This window comes from Lentzea sp. NPDC005914 (assembly GCF_040629405.1).
Lineage (GTDB): Bacteria > Actinomycetota > Actinomycetes > Mycobacteriales > Pseudonocardiaceae > Lentzea.
This window is the reverse complement of sequence record NZ_JBEXVQ010000007.1, coordinates 1-16904: the sequence shown is the minus strand read 5'-3', so window position 1 is coordinate 16904 and position 16904 is coordinate 1. Positions and strand designations below refer to the sequence as shown.

The 16904-nt window shown below is 68.4% G+C and carries 19 protein-coding genes and 1 pseudogene; 8 read left to right on the top strand and 12 right to left on the bottom strand.

Annotated features, from left to right (window positions below):
• Positions 1-17: 17 nt before the first annotated feature.
• The gene (locus ABZ345_RS11600) at positions 18-797 is read right to left on the bottom strand and encodes an endo alpha-1,4 polygalactosaminidase (protein ID WP_359845826.1); all 780 of its coding nucleotides are present in this window, start codon (positions 795-797) and stop codon (positions 18-20) included.
• Positions 798-1042: 245 nt separating this feature from the next.
• Between ABZ345_RS11600 and ABZ345_RS11595 the strand changes: the two genes are divergently transcribed.
• Positions 1043-1894: an NAD(P)-dependent oxidoreductase gene (locus ABZ345_RS11595; protein WP_359845823.1), complete on the top strand. Its 852-nt coding sequence runs from the start codon at positions 1043-1045 to the stop codon at positions 1892-1894.
• Here ABZ345_RS11595 and ABZ345_RS11590 read toward each other — a convergent pair.
• On the bottom strand, positions 1800-2804 hold the full coding sequence (locus tag ABZ345_RS11590) for a polyprenyl synthetase family protein (RefSeq protein WP_359845820.1): 1005 nt from the start codon (positions 2802-2804) through the stop codon (positions 1800-1802). The genes ABZ345_RS11595 and ABZ345_RS11590 overlap by 95 nt on opposite strands.
• 156 nt (positions 2805-2960) lie before the next feature.
• Between ABZ345_RS11590 and ABZ345_RS11585 the strand changes: the two genes are divergently transcribed.
• Positions 2961-3926 (top strand): aldo/keto reductase, encoded by a 966-nt coding sequence (locus tag ABZ345_RS11585; protein WP_359845817.1) that lies wholly within the window; start codon positions 2961-2963, stop codon positions 3924-3926.
• On the opposite strand, the gene ABZ345_RS11580 is transcribed toward ABZ345_RS11585, so the two are convergent.
• Genes ABZ345_RS11580 through ABZ345_RS11565 form a run of 4 tightly spaced genes read right to left on the bottom strand, consistent with a single transcriptional unit; the run spans position 3923 to position 7196 of the window.
• Positions 3923-5515 carry a SulP family inorganic anion transporter gene (locus ABZ345_RS11580; protein WP_359845815.1) on the bottom strand — a complete coding sequence of 531 codons (1593 nt, stop codon included), beginning with the start codon at positions 5513-5515 and terminating at the stop codon, positions 3923-3925. The genes ABZ345_RS11585 and ABZ345_RS11580 overlap by 4 nt on opposite strands.
• Positions 5512-5844, bottom strand: a complete 333-nt coding sequence (locus ABZ345_RS11575) for a metalloregulator ArsR/SmtB family transcription factor (RefSeq protein ID WP_359845812.1) — start codon at positions 5842-5844, stop codon at positions 5512-5514. Before ABZ345_RS11575 ends, ABZ345_RS11580 begins: the two co-directional genes overlap by 4 nt.
• Positions 5845-5847: 3 nt before the next feature.
• The gene (locus ABZ345_RS11570) at positions 5848-6003 is read right to left on the bottom strand and encodes a hypothetical protein (protein ID WP_359845809.1); all 156 of its coding nucleotides are present in this window, start codon (positions 6001-6003) and stop codon (positions 5848-5850) included.
• A 44-nt stretch (positions 6004-6047) separates the two neighbouring features.
• Positions 6048-7196 (bottom strand): ABC transporter substrate-binding protein, encoded by a 1149-nt coding sequence (locus ABZ345_RS11565; RefSeq protein ID WP_359845806.1) that lies wholly within the window; start codon positions 7194-7196, stop codon positions 6048-6050.
• Positions 7197-7345: 149 nt separating this feature from the next.
• Between ABZ345_RS11565 and ABZ345_RS11560 the strand changes: the two genes are divergently transcribed.
• Genes ABZ345_RS11560 through ABZ345_RS11540 form a run of 5 tightly spaced genes read left to right on the top strand, consistent with a single transcriptional unit; the run spans position 7346 to position 10969 of the window.
• Positions 7346-7744, top strand: a complete 399-nt coding sequence (locus tag ABZ345_RS11560; protein WP_359845804.1) for a helix-turn-helix transcriptional regulator — start codon at positions 7346-7348, stop codon at positions 7742-7744.
• Between the two features lies 1 nt (position 7745).
• On the top strand, positions 7746-8507 hold the full coding sequence (modA, locus tag ABZ345_RS11555) for a molybdate ABC transporter substrate-binding protein (protein WP_359845801.1): 762 nt from the start codon (positions 7746-7748) through the stop codon (positions 8505-8507).
• The gene (modB, locus tag ABZ345_RS11550; RefSeq protein WP_359845798.1) at positions 8504-9289 is read left to right on the top strand and encodes a molybdate ABC transporter permease subunit; all 786 of its coding nucleotides are present in this window, start codon (positions 8504-8506) and stop codon (positions 9287-9289) included. The genes modA and modB overlap by 4 nt, the downstream gene beginning before the upstream one ends.
• Positions 9286-10317, top strand: a complete 1032-nt coding sequence (locus ABZ345_RS11545; protein ID WP_359845795.1) for an ABC transporter ATP-binding protein — start codon at positions 9286-9288, stop codon at positions 10315-10317. The genes modB and ABZ345_RS11545 overlap by 4 nt, the downstream gene beginning before the upstream one ends.
• A 1-nt stretch (position 10318) precedes the next feature.
• Positions 10319-10969, top strand: coding sequence for a pyridoxal 5'-phosphate synthase (locus ABZ345_RS11540; RefSeq protein ID WP_359845792.1), 651 nt, complete (start codon positions 10319-10321; stop codon positions 10967-10969).
• Positions 10970-10973: 4 nt separating this feature from the next.
• On the opposite strand, the gene ABZ345_RS11535 is transcribed toward ABZ345_RS11540, so the two are convergent.
• The 6 genes from ABZ345_RS11535 to ABZ345_RS11510 form a co-directional block, all read right to left on the bottom strand.
• Positions 10974-12164, bottom strand: coding sequence for an acyl-CoA dehydrogenase family protein (locus ABZ345_RS11535; protein ID WP_359845789.1), 1191 nt, complete (start codon positions 12162-12164; stop codon positions 10974-10976).
• 1 nt (position 12165) lies between these two features.
• Positions 12166-13002: a 3-hydroxyacyl-CoA dehydrogenase NAD-binding domain-containing protein gene (locus ABZ345_RS11530; protein ID WP_359845785.1), complete on the bottom strand. Its 837-nt coding sequence runs from the start codon at positions 13000-13002 to the stop codon at positions 12166-12168.
• Positions 12999-13718: an acetoacetate decarboxylase gene (locus tag ABZ345_RS11525; protein ID WP_359845782.1), complete on the bottom strand. Its 720-nt coding sequence runs from the start codon at positions 13716-13718 to the stop codon at positions 12999-13001. The genes ABZ345_RS11530 and ABZ345_RS11525 overlap by 4 nt, the downstream gene beginning before the upstream one ends.
• A gap of 1 nt (position 13719) precedes the next feature.
• Complete coding sequence (locus ABZ345_RS11520) at positions 13720-14463, bottom strand: crotonase/enoyl-CoA hydratase family protein (protein WP_359845779.1); 744 nt, start codon at positions 14461-14463, stop codon at positions 13720-13722.
• Position 14464: 1 nt separating this feature from the next.
• Positions 14465-15616: a CoA transferase gene (locus ABZ345_RS11515; RefSeq protein WP_359845776.1), complete on the bottom strand. Its 1152-nt coding sequence runs from the start codon at positions 15614-15616 to the stop codon at positions 14465-14467.
• A 114-nt stretch (positions 15617-15730) separates the two neighbouring features.
• Positions 15731-16639: a LysR family transcriptional regulator gene (locus ABZ345_RS11510; protein WP_359845773.1), complete on the bottom strand. Its 909-nt coding sequence runs from the start codon at positions 16637-16639 to the stop codon at positions 15731-15733.
• A gap of 59 nt (positions 16640-16698) precedes the next feature.
• Between ABZ345_RS11510 and ABZ345_RS11505 the strand changes: the two are divergent.
• Positions 16699-16904 (top strand): annotated as a pseudogene (locus ABZ345_RS11505) (IS5/IS1182 family transposase); the annotation flags it as partial.

Here is a 16904-nt window from a genome sequence, read left to right as displayed (position 1 = left end):
TCGACTCCTCCCTGCGGTCAGTGACACGGTGTCGCGATGGTGTCGAGCGCGCGCACCGTCACATATCCATCGAATCCTTCTTCGCGATAACGCCGGCACGCTTCGTCGACGTTCTCCCGGCGGGTCGCGTAGTCCACCGCCAGTACCGTCTTCCCGGCTTCCTTCAGCTTCCGGGTCGCCGCCAGGTTCTCGGCGCAGAAGTCCGCCGCACACGGTTCGTCGGTCGCCCGGAAGAAAAGCTCCTCCACGCCGATGCCGTCGATCGCACCGACGTAGCCGGAATAATCCCGCAGCTCCGGTGAATTCTGCGGGTAAACCCCGAAATCGGGATTCGCGCGTTTGACGTACGCGCTGATCGACACGATCAGGTCGGCCATCCGGCGCCCGAGCTCGGCGCGATCGAGAGCGGGCACGAGCGCGAGGTCGATCTCCTCGTAGGCGAGCGGCGTGTCGAGGTAGACCCCGTCGAAACCGGCACTCAGCGCCCGGTCGAGCCGAGGTCGCACCGCAAGCTCCCACCAGCGCGGATCCCAGTACCGAACGAAGTGCTCACCCGGCCAGCTCGGCCACTCGTTGAGCAGCAGCCGATCGGCGCGGACCGCCGCGAAGTCCGGCCTGAACGACTCGATCGAACCGATCTCGAAGTACGCGAGCACCCGTTTGCCCGACGCCTTCAGCGCACCGATCTCCTCTGCGCGGAAATAGGACGAACCACCGTCGCGGGCCAGGTCGACGACGGCGGTGCGGAACGGCGCTGCTGCCAGGGCGTCGAGCCTCCCGTCCGCGTAACCCTGCAACTGGTAGACAAAACCACTCGACCGCCCGGAATCACCCGAACAGCCGCTGGAAACAAGGACGCTCATCATCACCAAAACGAGGACGAGCGCTCGAAAAAAGCGGCGCGTCACACGCTCACAGTACCGATCCTCTTCTTTTCATCAATGCGCCGCCTGGGCGATTTCCGCAGGCGGACAACCCAGGCGGAATAATCTGGGGGACTTGCATTCGCGTCCGATCAGGATCGTGTGGCAGCATTCGGCTCATGACCCAACGCGTCGTGGTGACCGGAGGCAGCGGCAAGCTCGGCCGCGCCGTAGTGGCCGACCTGCTGGAGCACGGCTGGGAGGTGCACAACCTCGACCAGGCCGCTCCCCCGGCGTCCCAGGGCTGCGACTTCACGCGGGTCGACCTGACCGACTACGGCCAGGTCGTGGAGGCGATCAGCGGGATCGACGACAGGTACGCCGGGCTCGACGCCGTGGTGCACCTCGCGGCGATTCCCGGGCCGGGTGTCGCGCCCAACGCGAAGACGTTCCACAACAACGTGACCAGCACGTACAACGTGTTCGCCGCCGCACGGCTCGCGAAGGTGCGCAACGTCGTGTGGGCGTCGAGCGAGACGGTGCTGGGTCTGCCGTTCGACACTCCCCCGCCGTACATCCCGATCGACGAGGAGTACGCGGGACGGCCTGAGACGTCGTACTCGCTGGGCAAGCTCGTCGACGAGACGCTGGCGCAGCAGTTCTGCCGGTGGGAGCCTGAGATGAAGATCATCGGGCTGCGGTTCTCGAACGTGATGGAGCCGCACGACTACGAGCGCTTCCCGTTCGACGCCGATCCCCTCGCGCGCAAGTGGAACCTCTGGTCGTACATCGACGCACGGGACGGTGCGCAGGCCGTGCGCAAGGCACTCACGCACGACGCGACGGGCTCCGACGTGTTCATCATCGCGAACTCCGACACGTGCATGACGACGCCGAACGACGAGCTGGTCGCGAAGGTCTATCCGGGCGTGCCGATCAAGAGGGAGTTCGGTCCTCACGAGACGCTGCTGTCGATTGAGAAGGCACGGCGGGTGCTGGGGTTCGAGCCGGAGCACACCTGGCGGTCGTGACCTCCCTGGCGAGCCCGGACAGCTCCTCCGCCGCCCGCGCCCTCGGCCCCGCCTGACGCAGGTGGTTGAGGGCGCGGGCGAGCAGGAGCTCGGCCTGCTGCTCGCACCACCTGCGGCCGCCCGCCCGTTCGACCGACTCCGCCAGCTCGCGGGGTTCCGCGTCGGTCGCGTAGACGTCGGTGCCGAAGTGGATCGCCGCGACCACCGGCAGCGTGCGGCGGCGGTGCACCAGGTCGTCGTAGAGCGGGCGGCCGCTGACCGTCGCACCGCCCCAGATGGCCAGGACGTCGTCCACGTGCTTGCGCGCGAGGCCCATGTCGTCGCCGAACTCCCTGAGGTGGCAGGCCTGGCTCCTCGACGCGCCCGCCGACAGTGCGCCGAGCTCGCACGCGCAGGCGGTGAGCGCCGAGTGCTTCGCCGCCGCCACACCCAGGTACTCGGCGATGTCGACGTCGTCCCGTTCGTCCATCTCGGCTTCCTGGACGTAACCGTCCACAACGGACAGCAGGGCCGCGTTGAGGATCATCGCCTCGGGCTTGGTGAGCTGCGCGAAAGCGAGCGAGATCAACGCCTCGGCGGCGGAAACGGCTCTGTCGTCGCCGAACTCCACCCACGCGCTCGGCCGGTGACCGCGGCTGACCGCGCGGGCCATCAGGTCGGCGTGCAACTGTTCGTGCTGGAGAGCCAGCTCGAGAGCGGTCGCGACGTGGATCGCCTGGGTGCAGTCGCCGATGGTGTCCGCGGCGAGCAGCGCGAGCGCGGCCGTCGAGAAGTCCGAGCGGTGGTACTCGACGACCTCGCGGGTTTCGTCCGGAAGCGTCGCGAACGCGGCTTTCAGCGGTGTGTCGATCATGGCCCGGCTCCACGCCAGCACGTCCCGAGGCGGCGCGACCACATCGATGCTCGTCACAGGAGGAAGCTAAACCCGCAGGTCAGGTGTAACCGGGTGGATACCACTGTCGTGTTGAAGAGGGGCACGATCCGGCGACCACGACTAGGTTGATGTTGAACGGGCTGTCGCCGCCATCACCCGACCGTGATCGTCGTTTTTCCTGAGGGGCTGACCATGCGCTACACCAAGCTCGCCGGCATGGACGTGTCCGAGATCTGTCTCGGCATGATGAGTTACGGAGAACCGTCGCTGGGCAACCACGCGTGGTCGATGCCGGAGGAGGAGTCGCGGCCGTTCATCAAGGCCGCCGTCGACGCCGGCATCAACTTCTTCGACACCGCGAACGTCTACTCCGCCGGGTCGTCGGAGGAGATCACCGGACGTGCGCTGAAGGACTTCGCACGGCGCGAGGAGATCGTGCTGGCGACGAAGGTCCACGGCCGCATGCGTCCCGGCGTGAACGGCGCCGGGCTGTCGCGCAAGGTGATCCTCGCCGAGATCGACAACTCGCTGCGCCGGCTGGGCACGGACTACGTCGACCTGTACCAGATCCACCGCTTCGACCCGGCCGTGCCGCTGGAGGAGACGCTCGAAGCGCTGCACGACGTTGTGAAGTCCGGCAAGGCGCGCTACATCGGTGCGTCGTCCATGTACGCGTGGCAGTTCGCCAAGGCGTTGTTCACACAGCGGGAGAACGGCTGGACGAAGTTCGTGTCGATGCAGAACCACTACAACCTCCTCTACCGCGAGGAGGAGCGCGAGATGCTGCCGTTCTGCGCGGACCAGGGCGTGGCCGTGATCCCGTGGAGCCCGCTGGCCCGCGGCCGCCTGACCCGTGACTGGGACGCGACGACGGCGCGCACCGAGACCGACGAGTTCGGGTCCACTTTGTACACCGAGTCGGACAGCGCGATCGTCGAGCAGGTCGCCGCAGTGGCCGAGGCTCGTGGCGTGTCACGGGCGCAGGTCGCGCTGGCGTGGCTGCACCGCAACCCGGTGATCACCGCTCCGATCGTGGGCGTGACCAAGCCCGGTCACCTCGACGACGCGGTGGCGTCGTTGGACGTCGAGCTCACCGACGACGAGGTGCAACTGCTGGAGTCGGCCTACGAACCGCACCGCATCGCCGGGCACAACTAAAGCAGTCCGGCCTGACGCAGCTGGTTTCGCGCGTGGCCGATGGCTTCGGGTGTGGTGGCGAACATCGGTACCCCGTGCGTTTCCAACTGGCGCCGGTGTTCGTCCCGCACGCCCGACAGCAGGACCGTGACGCCTCGCTGTTCGAGCTTCTCGACGGCGTCGCGCAGCACCAGCGCGCCCGTCCCGTCCATCGTGGTCACGTGCGACATGCGCAGGATCACCACGGACACCGCGGCGATCTCCGTCAGCTCCAGCAGAAAGCGGTGTGCGGCCGCGAAGAACAGCGGTCCGTCGAGCCGGTACGCCACGATGTGCTCGGCGAGCAGCGCGCGTTCCTCGAGCGCGTGGTCCTCGGTGTCGAGCGGCACCTCGTCGACCCGCACGGACCTCGCCACGGCGCGCAACGCCAGCGCACCCGCCACGACCAGTCCGACGATCACCGCGGTCACCAGGTCGAGCGCCAGCGTCGCGGCCGCGGTCAGGACGAGCACGAGCGCGTCGGCCCGGTTCGCGCGGACGAGCACCCGCACGGAGCCCACCTCGACCATGCGGATCGCCGTGGCCAGCAGCACGCCTGCCAGTACCGCCAGTGGGATGCGGCTGACCAGCGGCGCGGCCACCAGCATGATCAACGCGAGCGTCGCGGCGTGCACGAGTGACGCGAGCCTCGACCCGGCGCCCGAGCGGACGTTGACCGCGGTCCTGGCGATCGCCGCGGTCGCCGGAACTCCGCCGAACATCGGCGTGATGACGTTCGCGACGCCCTGACCGAACAGCTCGCGGTCGGGGTCGTGCCGCTGGTTCACGCTCATGCCGTCCGCGACCGTCGCCGACAGCAGGCTTTCCAGTGCGGCAAGTGCGGCCACGGCCACCGCGGACGGCAGCAGCGACCACACCGCACTCAGGTCCACAAAGGACAGACTTGGAGCGGGCAGGGTCGCTGGTAACGCACCGATTCTAGTCACCGGCAACGCCCAGATCTCGGCGACGACGGTCCCTATCGCCACCGCGAGCAGTGAGAACGGGATCGCGGGCCGCCAGCGGGCACCCACGAGCATCACGACGACCACGCCCGCCGCGAGTGCGACGGATGGCCAGGCCGGGCCGGATCCGAAGGCGCGCACGGCGTTCACCACGACGTTGTGCCCGTCCGGCGTCGGCACGCCCAACGCGGCGGGCACCTGCTGCAGCGCGATCACGGCGGCGATGCCGATGGTGAACCCCTCGACGACCGGCGCCGGGACGTACCGCATGTACCGGCCGGCTTTCGCCAGAGCCAGCACGATGAGCAGCACGCCCGCCAGCAGGCCGACGGTGAGCACACCGCCCGGCCCGAACCGGGCCACGATCGGCACGAGCACCACGGTCATCGCGCCGGTCGGCCCCGACACCTGCAGACTCGAACCGCCGAACACCGCCGCCAGCGCGCCCGCGACGATCGCCGTAGCGAGTCCTGCGGCAGCCCCGAGACCGGACGCCACGCCGAACCCCAGCGCGAGGGGTAACGCCACGACCGCGACGGTGAGCCCGGCGACCAGGTCCTTCGGCCGCGCGGCCACCCAGTCCCTCGTCGTGGGCAGGAAGCTCACGCGGGTTCCTCGCGCAACTGGGCCAGCAGCTCGTTCTGGCCCACCAGCAGCTCGGTCAGGATGCGTCTCGCGGCCTTGAGCAGGTCCGCCACGTCCGCACCCGCGAGGGCGTAGACCACGGTCGACCCCTCGCGGGTCGCGGTGACGATCCCCGATCTGCGCAGCACGGCGAGCTGGGCGGAGAGGTTCGAGGCCTCCACCTCGATCTCCGCCAGCAACTCGCGAACGGCCTTCGGCCCGTCCTGCAGCAGCTCCAGCACCCGGATGCGCACCGGGTGCCCGAGCATGCGGAAGAACTCGGCCTTCGCCTGGTACAGCGGTACGGGCACGGGTCACTTCACCCCGTGTTCGGCGGCGAGCCGCCGGAGATTGGCGAGGTCGGCGCCGTGCGTCTCGGCGGCGTAGGCGTCCTGCCGCTCCTCCGCGAGACGCACGGCTTCCTCCGCCTGCTCGATGCGGGCGAGGAGGTTGTCCCTGAACTCGTTCACGACACCACAACCTGTCGAATTGAAGAATTCTTCAAGTCGTCAGGTTACCCCAGCTTCGCGACCTCGATGAAGTCCGGAATCTGGGCCTTGAGCGCCCCGTTCGGCTGGAACCGGTAGAACAGCACGGCGGTGCTGCACGCCGAGTTGCCGAACCACGCGTGGTCGCAGGTGATCTGCGGGCCGAGGAAGCTGTCGAGGTTCTTGACCGCCTTCAGCGCCAGCTCCGGCTTACCGTCCGAAGTGGACAGCACTCGCGCGAGGGTCATCATGTCCGCGAACGACACCACCGCGCCCGCGACGGGTTCGTCGTGCCCGGCCTCCTTCATGGCCTGGCGGTACTCCTCGATCTCGTCCTGGTTGGCGGGCGGCGCGGACAGCGGGTCCGTCGGGTGCCAGAAGTCCGACGACAGCTCGACGCCGATCGACTGGTTCCCCACGGACTTCGGCAACCCGGTGCACGACGCGGCGAGGATCCGCCCGTTGTAGCTGGCTTCCCGCAACGCCCTGACCATGTGCGTGCACTGCTCTTCGGTGGCGGCGATGCTGCCGGACGCCTCCGCGGCGGCCACGGTCTGCGCAAGCCCTGACCAGCCCGGCTTGTCCGCCGGGTAGTAGACGGACCGGTAGCCGAGCCCGAACCGTTTGGCTGCCGGGATGAGCACGGTGTCGGTGAAGGCGTGCGTGGTCGGCGACTCGGGCAGCAGCCACGCGACCGTCTTCACCCCTTGGTCGGCGTAGTACTTGAGCGCCGCCGTGCCGTACGCGACCGCTGCGGCACCGAAGAAGTAGGCGTTCTTGTGGTTCATCAGGCCGGGCGTGAACTGGACGTGCCCGACCAGCGGGATGGCGGCGTCGCTGAGCCTGGGCATGGCGGCGTCGGCCCCGGTGTCGACGCCCTGCACGACGACGGCGGCCTTGCCGGCGACGAACTTCCCGGCACAGGCCTCGGACTGCTCGGGTGTGCCGTCCGTGGGGCAGGTGATGAGCTCGATGGGCCGGTTGCGGACGCCACCCTTGCGGTTGAGGTGGGCGACGGCGACCTCAGCACCGGTCTGCAGCTCCGGCACCGCGAACGCGCCGGACGCGTTGTTGAGGTATCCGATCTTGATGGGCTCGCCGCTGGGTCCTCTCTGCGGCTCTGCGGCACACCCGGTGGCCAGCAGGAGGACAGCGGCCACGACCCGTAAATGCATGACTCCCCTTGTGAGCATCGGCGGTGATGCGAAGCGCCGATGGTCACCAGGTGAGACGCCACCGATAAGTCGGGTTCCCGCGACTCCTAGCGGCTTCTGCATCTCGGAATAGTTGAGAGTTCCGCAAACGCGGACATACACTCCCGTCCGTGCCGAATCTGCGGATCAGCGAAGCCGCCGCGCTGCTCGGGGTCAGTGACGACACCCTGCGCCGGTGGATAGATCAGGGGCGCCTGCGGTCCGTCGTGCTGGACAACGGGCGCAAGGGCGTCAGCGGCACGGAGCTCGCCGAGTTCGCCCAGAACATGACCGAGGTCGCCGAGCCGGGGGCCACCGTCGCCGCGTCTGCTCGCAACCGGATGAAGGGCATCGTCACCCGCGTCGTCAAGGACGGGGTCATGGCGCAGGTCGACATGCAGGCCGGGCCGTTCCGCATCACGTCGCTGATGAGTCGCGAGTCCGCCGACGAGCTCGGTCTCGAGGTGGGCAGTGTCGCCGTCGCCTCCATCAAGTCCACGCACGTCGTCGTCGAGATCCCGGAGGCCTGAGTTGAGGAGAGTGCTCGCGGTGGCGGCGTTGGTGCTGGCGGGCTGCGGTTCCCCCACTCCGGCCGCCACGCCCACCGGCACGGGCGTCACCGGGGAGATCACGGTGTTCGCGGCGGCGTCGCTGACCGAGTCGTTCAAGAAGCTGGGTGCGGAGTTCGAGGCCGCGAACCCCGGTTCGAAGGTCACCTTCAACTTCGCGGGCAGCTCGGCGCTGGCGCAGCAGATCAACCAGGGCGCGCCGGCCGACGTGTTCGCGTCCGCGGCGCCCGCCAACATGAAGCAGGTGACCGACACCGGTGCCGTGACGGCGACGCCGGCGACGTTCGCGAAGAACACGCTGCAGATCGCCGTGCCCAAGGGCAACCCCGGCAAGATCTCCGGGCTCGCCGACTTCGCCAAGGCGGATCTGAAGATCGCGTTGTGCGCGGAGCAGGTGCCGTGCGGTGCGGCGTCGAAGAAGGTGTTCGAAGCCGCCAAGATCACGGCCGCGCCGGACACGCTGGAGCAGGACGTGAAGGCGGTGCTCACCAAGGTGTCGCTGGGCGAGGTCGACGCGGCGCTCGTCTACCGCACCGACGTCAAGTCCGCGGGGGACAAAGTCGAGGGCAAGGACTTCGCCGAAGCCGGCAAAGCGGTCAACGACTACCCGATCGCACCGCTGGCCAAGGCACCGAACGCCGCCGCTGCCAAGGCTTTCGTCGACTACGTGCTGTCGGAGAAGGGCGTGAAGGTGCTCACCGAAGCAGGTTTCGCCGCGCCGTGAGGTCGAGGCTCCCGATCGTCCTGGTCCTGCCCGCGGTTCTCGGGCTCGCGTTCCTGCTCGTGCCGCTGGCAGGACTGCTGGTCAAGGCACCGTGGGCGACCCTGCCGACGCAGCTGTTCAGCAAGGAGGTCGGGCAGGCGCTGCGGCTCTCGCTGCTCTGCGCCTCCCTCGCCACGGTCATCTGCCTGCTCCTCGGCGTGCCGCTCGCGTGGTTGCTCGCGCGCAGCGACCTGCCGGGACGAGGCGTGCTCCGCGCTCTGGTCACCGTGCCGCTGGTCCTGCCGCCCGTTGTCGGCGGTGTGGCGTTGTTGCTGGTACTCGGCCGCCGGGGTGTGGTCGGGCAGCACCTCGACCAGTGGTTCGGGATCTCGTTGCCCTTCACCACGGCGGGCGTCGTGCTCGCCGAGGCGTTCGTGGCGATGCCGTTCCTGGTGATCTCGGTCGAAGGTGCGCTGCGCGCCGCCGATCCGCGGTTCGAGGAAGCCGCCGCGACGCTGGGCGCCTCGCGGTGGCTGACGTTCCGGCGCGTGACGCTGCCCAGCGTCATGCCGGGGGTCATCGCGGGAACCGTGCTGTGCTGGGCCCGCGCGCTCGGCGAGTTCGGCGCGACGATCACGTTCGCGGGCAACTTCCCCGGCAGGACGACGACCATGCCTCTCGCCGTCTACCTGGCACTGGAGACCGACCCGGACGCCGCGATCGTGCTCAGCATCGTGCTGCTGCTGGTGTCCGTCGCGGTGCTGGCGGGGCTGCGCGACAAGTGGATCAGCGGGCCGTCATGACACTTCACGCCGAACTCCGCGTCTCGCGCGCCGACTTCTCACTCGAGCTCGACCTCACTCTCGAGCCGGGTGAGGTTGTCGCGCTCCTCGGACCGAACGGTGCGGGCAAGACCACCGCGCTGCGGGCCCTCGCCGGACTGGTCGAGAGCTCCAGCCGCATCGAGCACAACGGGTCCTCTTGGGACGGTCTGCCTGCCGAGAAACGGCCCATCGGCGTGGTTTTCCAGGACTATCTGCTGTTCGCCCACATGACCGCGCTCGACAACGTGGCGTTCGGCCTGCGCGCCCGCGGTACTCGCAAGGCCGAGGCCAACACGATCGCCCTGAGGTGGCTCGACCAGGTCGGGCTCGCCGAGTTCGCCCGTGCCAAGCCCCGCACGTTGTCGGGTGGCCAAGCTCAACGCGTCGCACTGGCCCGCGCTCTCGCCACCTCTCCGGAACTGCTGCTCCTCGACGAGCCGTTGGCCGCCCTGGACGCGAGCACCCGTCTGCGTGTGCGGTCCGAACTCGGCCGGCACCTCCAGAACTACCCCGGCCACACGTTGCTGGTCACGCACGACCCGTTGGACGCGATGGTGCTCGCCGACCGGCTCGTGATCCTGGAGGACGGCCGCGTCGTCCAGCAGGGCACACCTCGCGACGTCGTCCGGCAACCGCGGACCGACTACGTGGCGCACCTCGTCGGCCTGAACTTCTACCGCGGTGTCGCGTCCGGCACCGAGGTCCGCCTCGAAGACGGCGGCACGTTCACGATCGCCGAGCCCGCCGAGGGACCGGTGCACGTGGTGTTCCCGCCGTCCGCGGTCAGCCTGTTCCCGTCCAAGCCCGCCGGCAGCCCGCGCAACACGTGGCCCGCCATGGTGTCCGGCATCGAACAGCACGCCCACACCACCCGTGTCGATCTCGACGGCTCGCCCGCCGTGCTCGCCGACATCACCACCGCGACCATGGCCGAGCTGCGCCTTCAACCCGGTACCACCCTGTGGGCGTCGCTGAAGGCCACCGAGATCCACACCTATCCTCGGTGACATGACAGTCGCTGACCTGCTGCGTGGCCTGCCGTCGCTCGCCGGGCCGCTGCCCGCGTTCGATCCGTCCGACGTGCCTGCGAACCCGGACGAGCTGTTCGCGGCCTGGCTGTCGGAGGCGATCTCCGCCGGATTGATCGAGCCGCACGCGCTGACGCTGTCCACTGTGGACGTCGAAGGCCGCCCGTCCGCGCGGGTGCTGATCCTCAAGGACCTCGTCGACGGGGTGTGGCACTTCGCGTCGAGCGCGTTGAGCCGCAAGGGCAAGGAGCTGGCGAACACACCGTTCGCCGCTTTGACGTTCTACTGGCCCGTGCTCGGCCGTCAGGTGCGGGTGCGCGGCGCGGTCAGCGTGGCCAACGGCGAGGACAGCGCGCGGGACTTCCTGGCCCGCTCCCCCAGCGCCCGCGCAAACGCTTTGCTGGGACGCCAAAGCGACCTGCTGGCCGACCGCGGCGAGCTGGAACAGGCGCTCGCCGAGTCGATCAAGCAGGTCGAAGGCGATCCGTCCGCCGTGGCGCCCGCGTGGACGCTGTACCACCTGGCGGCGGACGAGGTCGAGTTCTGGCAGGGAGACACGAGCCGCAAACACGCGCGAGTCCAGTACTCCCGAAGTGGGAGCGGCTGGACTCGCGCGATGCTCTGGCCCTAACGGATCACACGAAGGCGCTCTGGCCCGTGATCGCCTTGCCGACGATCAGCGTGTTCATCTCGCGGGTGCCCTCGAACGAGTAGATCGCCTCGGCGTCGGCGAAGAAGCGGGCCACGTCGTAGCCGAGCACGATGCCGTTGCCGCCGAAGATCTCCCGGCTCCAGGCGACGACCTCGCGCATGCGGGAGGTGACGAACGCCTTGGCGAGCGACGAGTGCTCGTCCTGGAAGATGCCCGCGTCCTGCAGCTTGGCGAGCTGCACGAGCATGCCCCACGAGGCGGTGATGTTGCCGAGCGACTTCACCAGCATGTCCTGCACCATCTGGAACCGGGCGATGGGGCGTCCGAACTGCTTGCGCTCCTGGGAGTAGGCAAGGGCCAGCTCGTAGGCGCCGATCATCACGCCGAGCGCCTGCCAGGCGACGCCGCCGCGGGTGGCGCGCAGGATCTCGGCCACGTCGCGGAACGAGTTGATGCGCTGCAGGCGGTTGGTCTCCGGCACGCGGACGTCGGTCAGGGTGATCTCGGCGTTCTCGACGATCCGGAACGCGATCTTGCCCTCGATCTTCTCCGCGACGAAGCCGGGCGTGCCCTTCTCGACGACGAACCCCTTGACGTTGTCGTCCTCGAGGTCACGGGCCCACACGATCACGTAGTCGGCGAAGGTGGCGTTGCCGATCCACTTCTTGGCGCCGTTGAGGATCCACGTGTCGCCGTCGCGCTTCGCGGTGGTGCGCATGCCGCCGGCCACGTCGGAGCCGCCGAGCGGTTCGGTCATCGCGAACGCGCCGATCTTGTCCATCGCGGCCATGGCCGGGAGCCAGCGGTCGCGCTGCTCCTGGTCGCCGCCCGCGTAGATCGAGTACATCGCGAGTCCGTTGTGGACACCGAAGAAGGTGGCGACCGAGGCGTCCGTGCGGGTCAGCTCCATGGCCAGCATGCCGGTGAGCAGGTTGCTGACGGCTCCGGGGTGCTCGCCGTAGCCCTCGTACGACAGCGCGGTGAGGCCGGCGCCGCGGAACTTCTCGATCAACTCGGGAGGGAACTCGCCCTTCGCCCAGTACTCGTTGACCATCGGCTTGATCTCGGTGGCCATGAACTCGCGGGCGCTCAGCAGGATCTTGCGCTCTTCGTCGCTGAGCAGCGCCTCGTAGTTGTAGAAGTCTGCGACGAGCTGGTCTTCCAGGCGTTCCATTTCAGTTCTCCTCCAATGCCGTCAGAACGGCGAGCTGCTTGCGGTCGCGCGTCTCGGCCAGTGCCGAGTACGTGGAGGAGCCGTAAGCCTTTTCCACTGCTTCGATGAGCTGTTCGGGGTTGTCGGACGGGGTGCCGAGTGCCAGGCCCTGCATGGACTTGCCGATGTGCTCGGCGAGGTGCCGGTAGCCGCCGGGGCCGCCACCGAGGTGGGCGCCGAGGAACGGTCCGACGGTCGCCCAGCGGATGCCGAGCGAGTTCGTCACGACGGCGTCGAGGTCTGCCGGCGTCACCACACCCTGTTCGACGAGATAGTTTGCTTCGCGGGACAGCGCGGCCTGCAGGCGGTTGCCGACGAAACCGGGGATCTCCTTGCGTTCCACGACCGGCGTGCGGCCGAGCGAGCGGTAGAACTCCACGGCTTTGGTGACGGACTCCTCGCTCGTCTGCTCGCCCGGCACGACCTCGACCAGCGGGATCAGGTGCGGCGGGTTGAACGGGTGTCCGATGAGGACTCGCGAGCCATCGATGTCCTTGGTGAACGCGGTCGACGGGATCGCGGACGACGAGCTGAGCAACAACGCGTGTTCCGGGGCTTCTTTCACGAGTTCGGCGAAGAGCGACTTCTTGAACTCCAGGTTCTCCGGGCCGTTCTCCTGCACGAAGTCCGCGTCCCGCACGGCTTCCGCGACACTCGCGGCCACCTGCACGCCGTCCGGAACGACATCCGCGAGATCCGGGCGCGGGTCGGTGACCTTGACGGTCATCCCGTGCTCGGCGAACAGCCGGGCCCACGACAGACCGATGACACCTGCACCGATCACCGCGACGGTCGTCATGACGCCTCCAAGTAGTTGTGAACCGGCTTGGCGGGAGCGAGCGTCAGGTCGGTGATGATGTGGCTGGCGGACACGACCTCCAGCACGGGGAGGTCGGCGAGCGGCGCGAGGACGTGCTGGAACAGCTGCAGTCGCGCCGGGCCGGTGTAGGCCTGCTTGACCACGACGTCGGTGATCTCGGTGCGCACGAGCTCCTGCACCCGGAGCGTTCCGTCATAGTCAGGGATGGTCTTCAGCATGAAAGTTGGAACCGTGATCTCCGCCTCAGCGGCCTGCCGGTCCAGCTCGTAGTGCTTGTAGCCCATGGTCGCGGTGGCGACCCGCAGCGTCCCGTAGTCCAAAGTGCCCACCAGCGCACCGTTGTCGGCGTACAGGGTCGGAGTCGCCATCACCTTCGGGTAGGCGCTGACCTCGCGACCGGACGCCGTCGCGGCGAAGCTGTCCAGGTACATCGCGTGCAGGTACTCGCCGCGTTCGCCGTCGAAGACGACCTGGATCGCCTGGCCCGCCTCGGTGTACGGGCCGTAGCCGGTGACGTCGTTCATCTTCATGACCTCGAACCGGACGAGCGGCTCGTCGATCTCCAGCGGCGCGGGCACGACGGCCTTGAGGGCGCCGAGGTCCGTGCGGTAGACGATGTTCAGGTACTCGCGGTCGAAGAACCGGGGCTGCACCGCGGGAAACGCGGGAGCGGTGAGTGGTGTGATGCCCAGCATTTCAGCGTCCTGTCCACTTCGGAGCGCGGCGCTCGGCGAACGCGGTCATGCCCTCGCGGACGTCGGCCGTGGTCATCAGCTTCGCGATCTCGGTGCGTTGTGCGGCCCAGGGATCCTGCGAGCGCACGACGTTCTTCACGGCGGTGAGCGCGAGAGGCGCGTTCTCCGCGATCTTCTCGGCCAGCTGCAACGCGACCGCGGCAGCCTCACCGTTCGCGACGACCCGGTTGGCCAGGCCCAGCGATGCCGCCCGGTTGCCGTCGATCGGCTCACCGGTCAACAGGATCTCCATCGCGAGGTGGTGCGGGATCCGTTGCGGCAGGCGGACGACTCCTCCGCCGGCGGCGATCAGGCCGCGCTTGACCTCGGGCAACCCGAACCGGGCGTCCTCGGCGGCGACGATCAGGTCGCAGCCCAGCGCCAGCTCGAAGCCGCCGCCCATCGCGAACCCCTCGACCGCGGCGATCAGCGGCTTGGTCAGCTCGGCCTCGGTGAGCCCGCCGAACCCGCGGCCGGGGATCTCCGGCGACTCGCCCTTCAGCGCGGCCTTCAGGTCCATGCCGGCGCTGAACGTGCCGCCCGCACCGGTGAGCACGCCCACGCGCAGCTCAGGGGTGTTCTCCAGCTCGTCCAAGGCAGTGCTCAGCTCAGCGGCCACAGCCGCGTTGACGGCGTTGCGGGCCTCGGGCCGGTCGATCGTGATCAGCAGTGCCGAGCCCACGCGCTCGGTGCGCACAACAGTCATCTCAGACTCCGATCTCGGCGAGAACCTCGGCGGTGTCCTGGCCGGGCAGCGGCGCGAGGCGGCGGACGGAACCCGGCGTCGCGGAGAACCGGACGGGGATCCCGATGGAACGGACGGCGCCCTCGCTCGGGTGCTGCACGACGTCGAGCAGGTGGCCGTCGCGGACGTAGTCGTCCTCATGAGCCCGATCGAGCTCGAGCACCGGCGCGAACGGGATGCTGTGCTTCTCGCAGACCTCGCCCCACTCCTCGGTGGTGAGCGCGGGGGCGCACTCGTCGACGAGGTGCATGAGGTCGTCGGAGTCGGCCGGGTCGATCGTGTAACCGGCGATGCGCGGGTCCTCGACCAGGTCAGGACGCTCCGCGGCGGCGAAGAAGTCGCGGAAGTTCTGCGGGTTGTACGGCACGACGCAGGCGAGGCCGTCGCTCGTGTGCACCGCGTGGTGGCCCTTGGCCATCGACAGGTTGAAGCCCGTCGGCCCCTGCTCCGGCTCGAACGCGTGCCCCGCGAGGTGCTCGACCAGGTTGAACGCGATCATCGTGTCCGTCATGGGGATCTCGACGCGCTGGCCCTGCCCGGTGTTGTTCCGGTGCACCAGAGCGGCGAGCACGCTGTAGGCGATGGTCAGCGACGACACCTTGTCGCCGATGATCGTCGGCAGGTAGACGGGCCGGCCGATCGCGCGGTTCGCGATGTCGACGAGCCCGGACGCGGCCTGCACGGTCTCGTCGTAGGCGGCGTTGCCCGCGCGGTCGGAGTCGCCGCGGAAGCCCTGGGCGTGGGCGTAGATCAGGCCGGGGTTGCGCTCGGCGACGTCGGCGTAGTTCAGGCCGAGCCTGCTCAGCGCGCCGGGACGCATGTTGGTGATCAGCACGTCGGCCGTGTCGATCAGCTTGAGCGCCTTCTCGCGGTCGTCCTCGTCTTTCAGGTTGAGAGCGACGCTGCGCTTGTTGCGGTTGACGTTGAGGTTGAGCGGCGTCATGCCCGGCGTGGTGCGGTACTGGCCGACGCGGACGGTGTCCGCGGGCGACTCGATCTTGATCACGTCGGCGCCGAGGTCTCCGAGGATCTGGGCCGCGTACGGGCCCATGACCACGGTCGAGAGGTCGATCACCCGGACGCCGTCGAGCGGGCCGGTGGTGATGTCCTTCATCGTTCGTCCTTTCGCACCTGTTCGTTCTTGCACCACCGAAGTTAGTGACGAACAGCGAAAAAGGGAACGATCATGTCGCGAACAATGGTATGACCACAGCGGTCATACCATTGTTCATTTGGTGATGGGCTCCGCGAAAACCTCGCGGGCGGCCTCGATGATGTCCGCGAGGTCGCCGTCGACACCTCGGTCGTGGCGCCACAGCAGTCCCGTGTCGAGCTGCGCACGGAAGTCCTCGAACGGCAGGACCACCATGTTCTCCAGGCGATAGCCGCTCATCGCACTGTCCTCGTCGAGCATGGAGACGGAGAACCCGAGCCCGCTGGACACGATCTCCGAGATGCCCTGATAGCCGGTGTTGCTGAGCTGGATCCGCTTTTTGATGCCCAGTTCGTCCAACTGCCGGTCGAGCTGCTCGAAATACACCGGCACCATTTCTTCCGGCGACTTCGCATAGGCGAGATCGGCGAGATCCGCCAGTTTGACCGATTCACGTCCTTCGAACTGGTCGGCCGGCACGACGGCTCCCAAACGTTCCGTCATGACGTGCAGGGTGTCGAGAGACGCCTCATGCACGGGCAGACGCGCCAACGTCAGCGCGAGCTTCCCTTCCTTGACCGACGCGACCAGGTCTGTGGTCGTGCCCGGCCACCGCTTGACCTCGAACCGCTCCTGGACTCGGTCCGCCAGCAGGTTCAGGCGCTCGCGCAGCACGGGGTGAACGCCGGCGGGCATGCCGACGAAGACCGTGGCGCGACTGGGTTTCGCGGCCTGGTCGAGCCGCCACCTGATCGACCCGACGCGGTCGAGCACGTCCCGCGCGATCGGCAGCAGGGCGGTGCCCGCCTCGGTCAGCGCCACGTGGTGGGTGCTGCGCTCGAACAATCTGCGCCCGAGCTCGTGCTCGAGGTCCTTGACCCGCTGGCTGAGCGGTGAGGCGGCCATGTGCAGTTTCCGCGCGGCCGCCGAGAAGTTGAGCTCCTCGGCGACCGCGACGAAATAGCGAAGGTGCAGCAATTCCACCTGGTCAACCCTAAAGGTTGTCCCGTAACGCTGTCTCGGCGTGATCGAATGATCTTGGTGTGGATCAGGTGATCAGTGCGGAGCGGCCGGAGTGGGTGCCGGTGTTCACGGGCTTGCCGGTGCCGGTGTTCCGCCGGCTCGTGCGGATCGTGGCCCGTCGGGGTGGTGAGCAGACCGGGACCGGCCGGCGGTGGGGCTTGTCGCTGGCGGATCGGGTGTTGCTGGTGGCGGTGTACTACCGGACGAATCTGACGTTCCGGCAGGT

What these genes read in the sequence shown, in the direction of transcription:
- ABZ345_RS11595 (WP_359845823.1), top strand. Translation starts at nt 1,043, where the DNA reads ATGACCCAACGCGTCGTGGTGACCGGAGGCAGCGGCAAGCTCGGCCGC.
- ABZ345_RS11585 (WP_359845817.1), top strand. Translation starts at nt 2,961, where the DNA reads ATGCGCTACACCAAGCTCGCCGGCATGGACGTGTCCGAGATCTGTCTC.
- ABZ345_RS11565 (WP_359845806.1), bottom strand. Translation starts at nt 7,196, where the DNA reads ATGCATTTACGGGTCGTGGCCGCTGTCCTCCTGCTGGCCACCGGGTGT.
- ABZ345_RS11545 (WP_359845795.1), top strand. Translation starts at nt 9,286, where the DNA reads ATGACACTTCACGCCGAACTCCGCGTCTCGCGCGCCGACTTCTCACTC.
- ABZ345_RS11540 (WP_359845792.1), top strand. Translation starts at nt 10,319, where the DNA reads ATGACAGTCGCTGACCTGCTGCGTGGCCTGCCGTCGCTCGCCGGGCCG.
- ABZ345_RS11535 (WP_359845789.1), bottom strand. Translation starts at nt 12,164, where the DNA reads ATGGAACGCCTGGAAGACCAGCTCGTCGCAGACTTCTACAACTACGAG.
- ABZ345_RS11530 (WP_359845785.1), bottom strand. Translation starts at nt 13,002, where the DNA reads ATGACGACCGTCGCGGTGATCGGTGCAGGTGTCATCGGTCTGTCGTGG.
- ABZ345_RS11525 (WP_359845782.1), bottom strand. Translation starts at nt 13,718, where the DNA reads ATGCTGGGCATCACACCACTCACCGCTCCCGCGTTTCCCGCGGTGCAG.
- ABZ345_RS11520 (WP_359845779.1), bottom strand. Translation starts at nt 14,463, where the DNA reads ATGACTGTTGTGCGCACCGAGCGCGTGGGCTCGGCACTGCTGATCACG.
- ABZ345_RS11515 (WP_359845776.1), bottom strand. Translation starts at nt 15,616, where the DNA reads ATGAAGGACATCACCACCGGCCCGCTCGACGGCGTCCGGGTGATCGAC.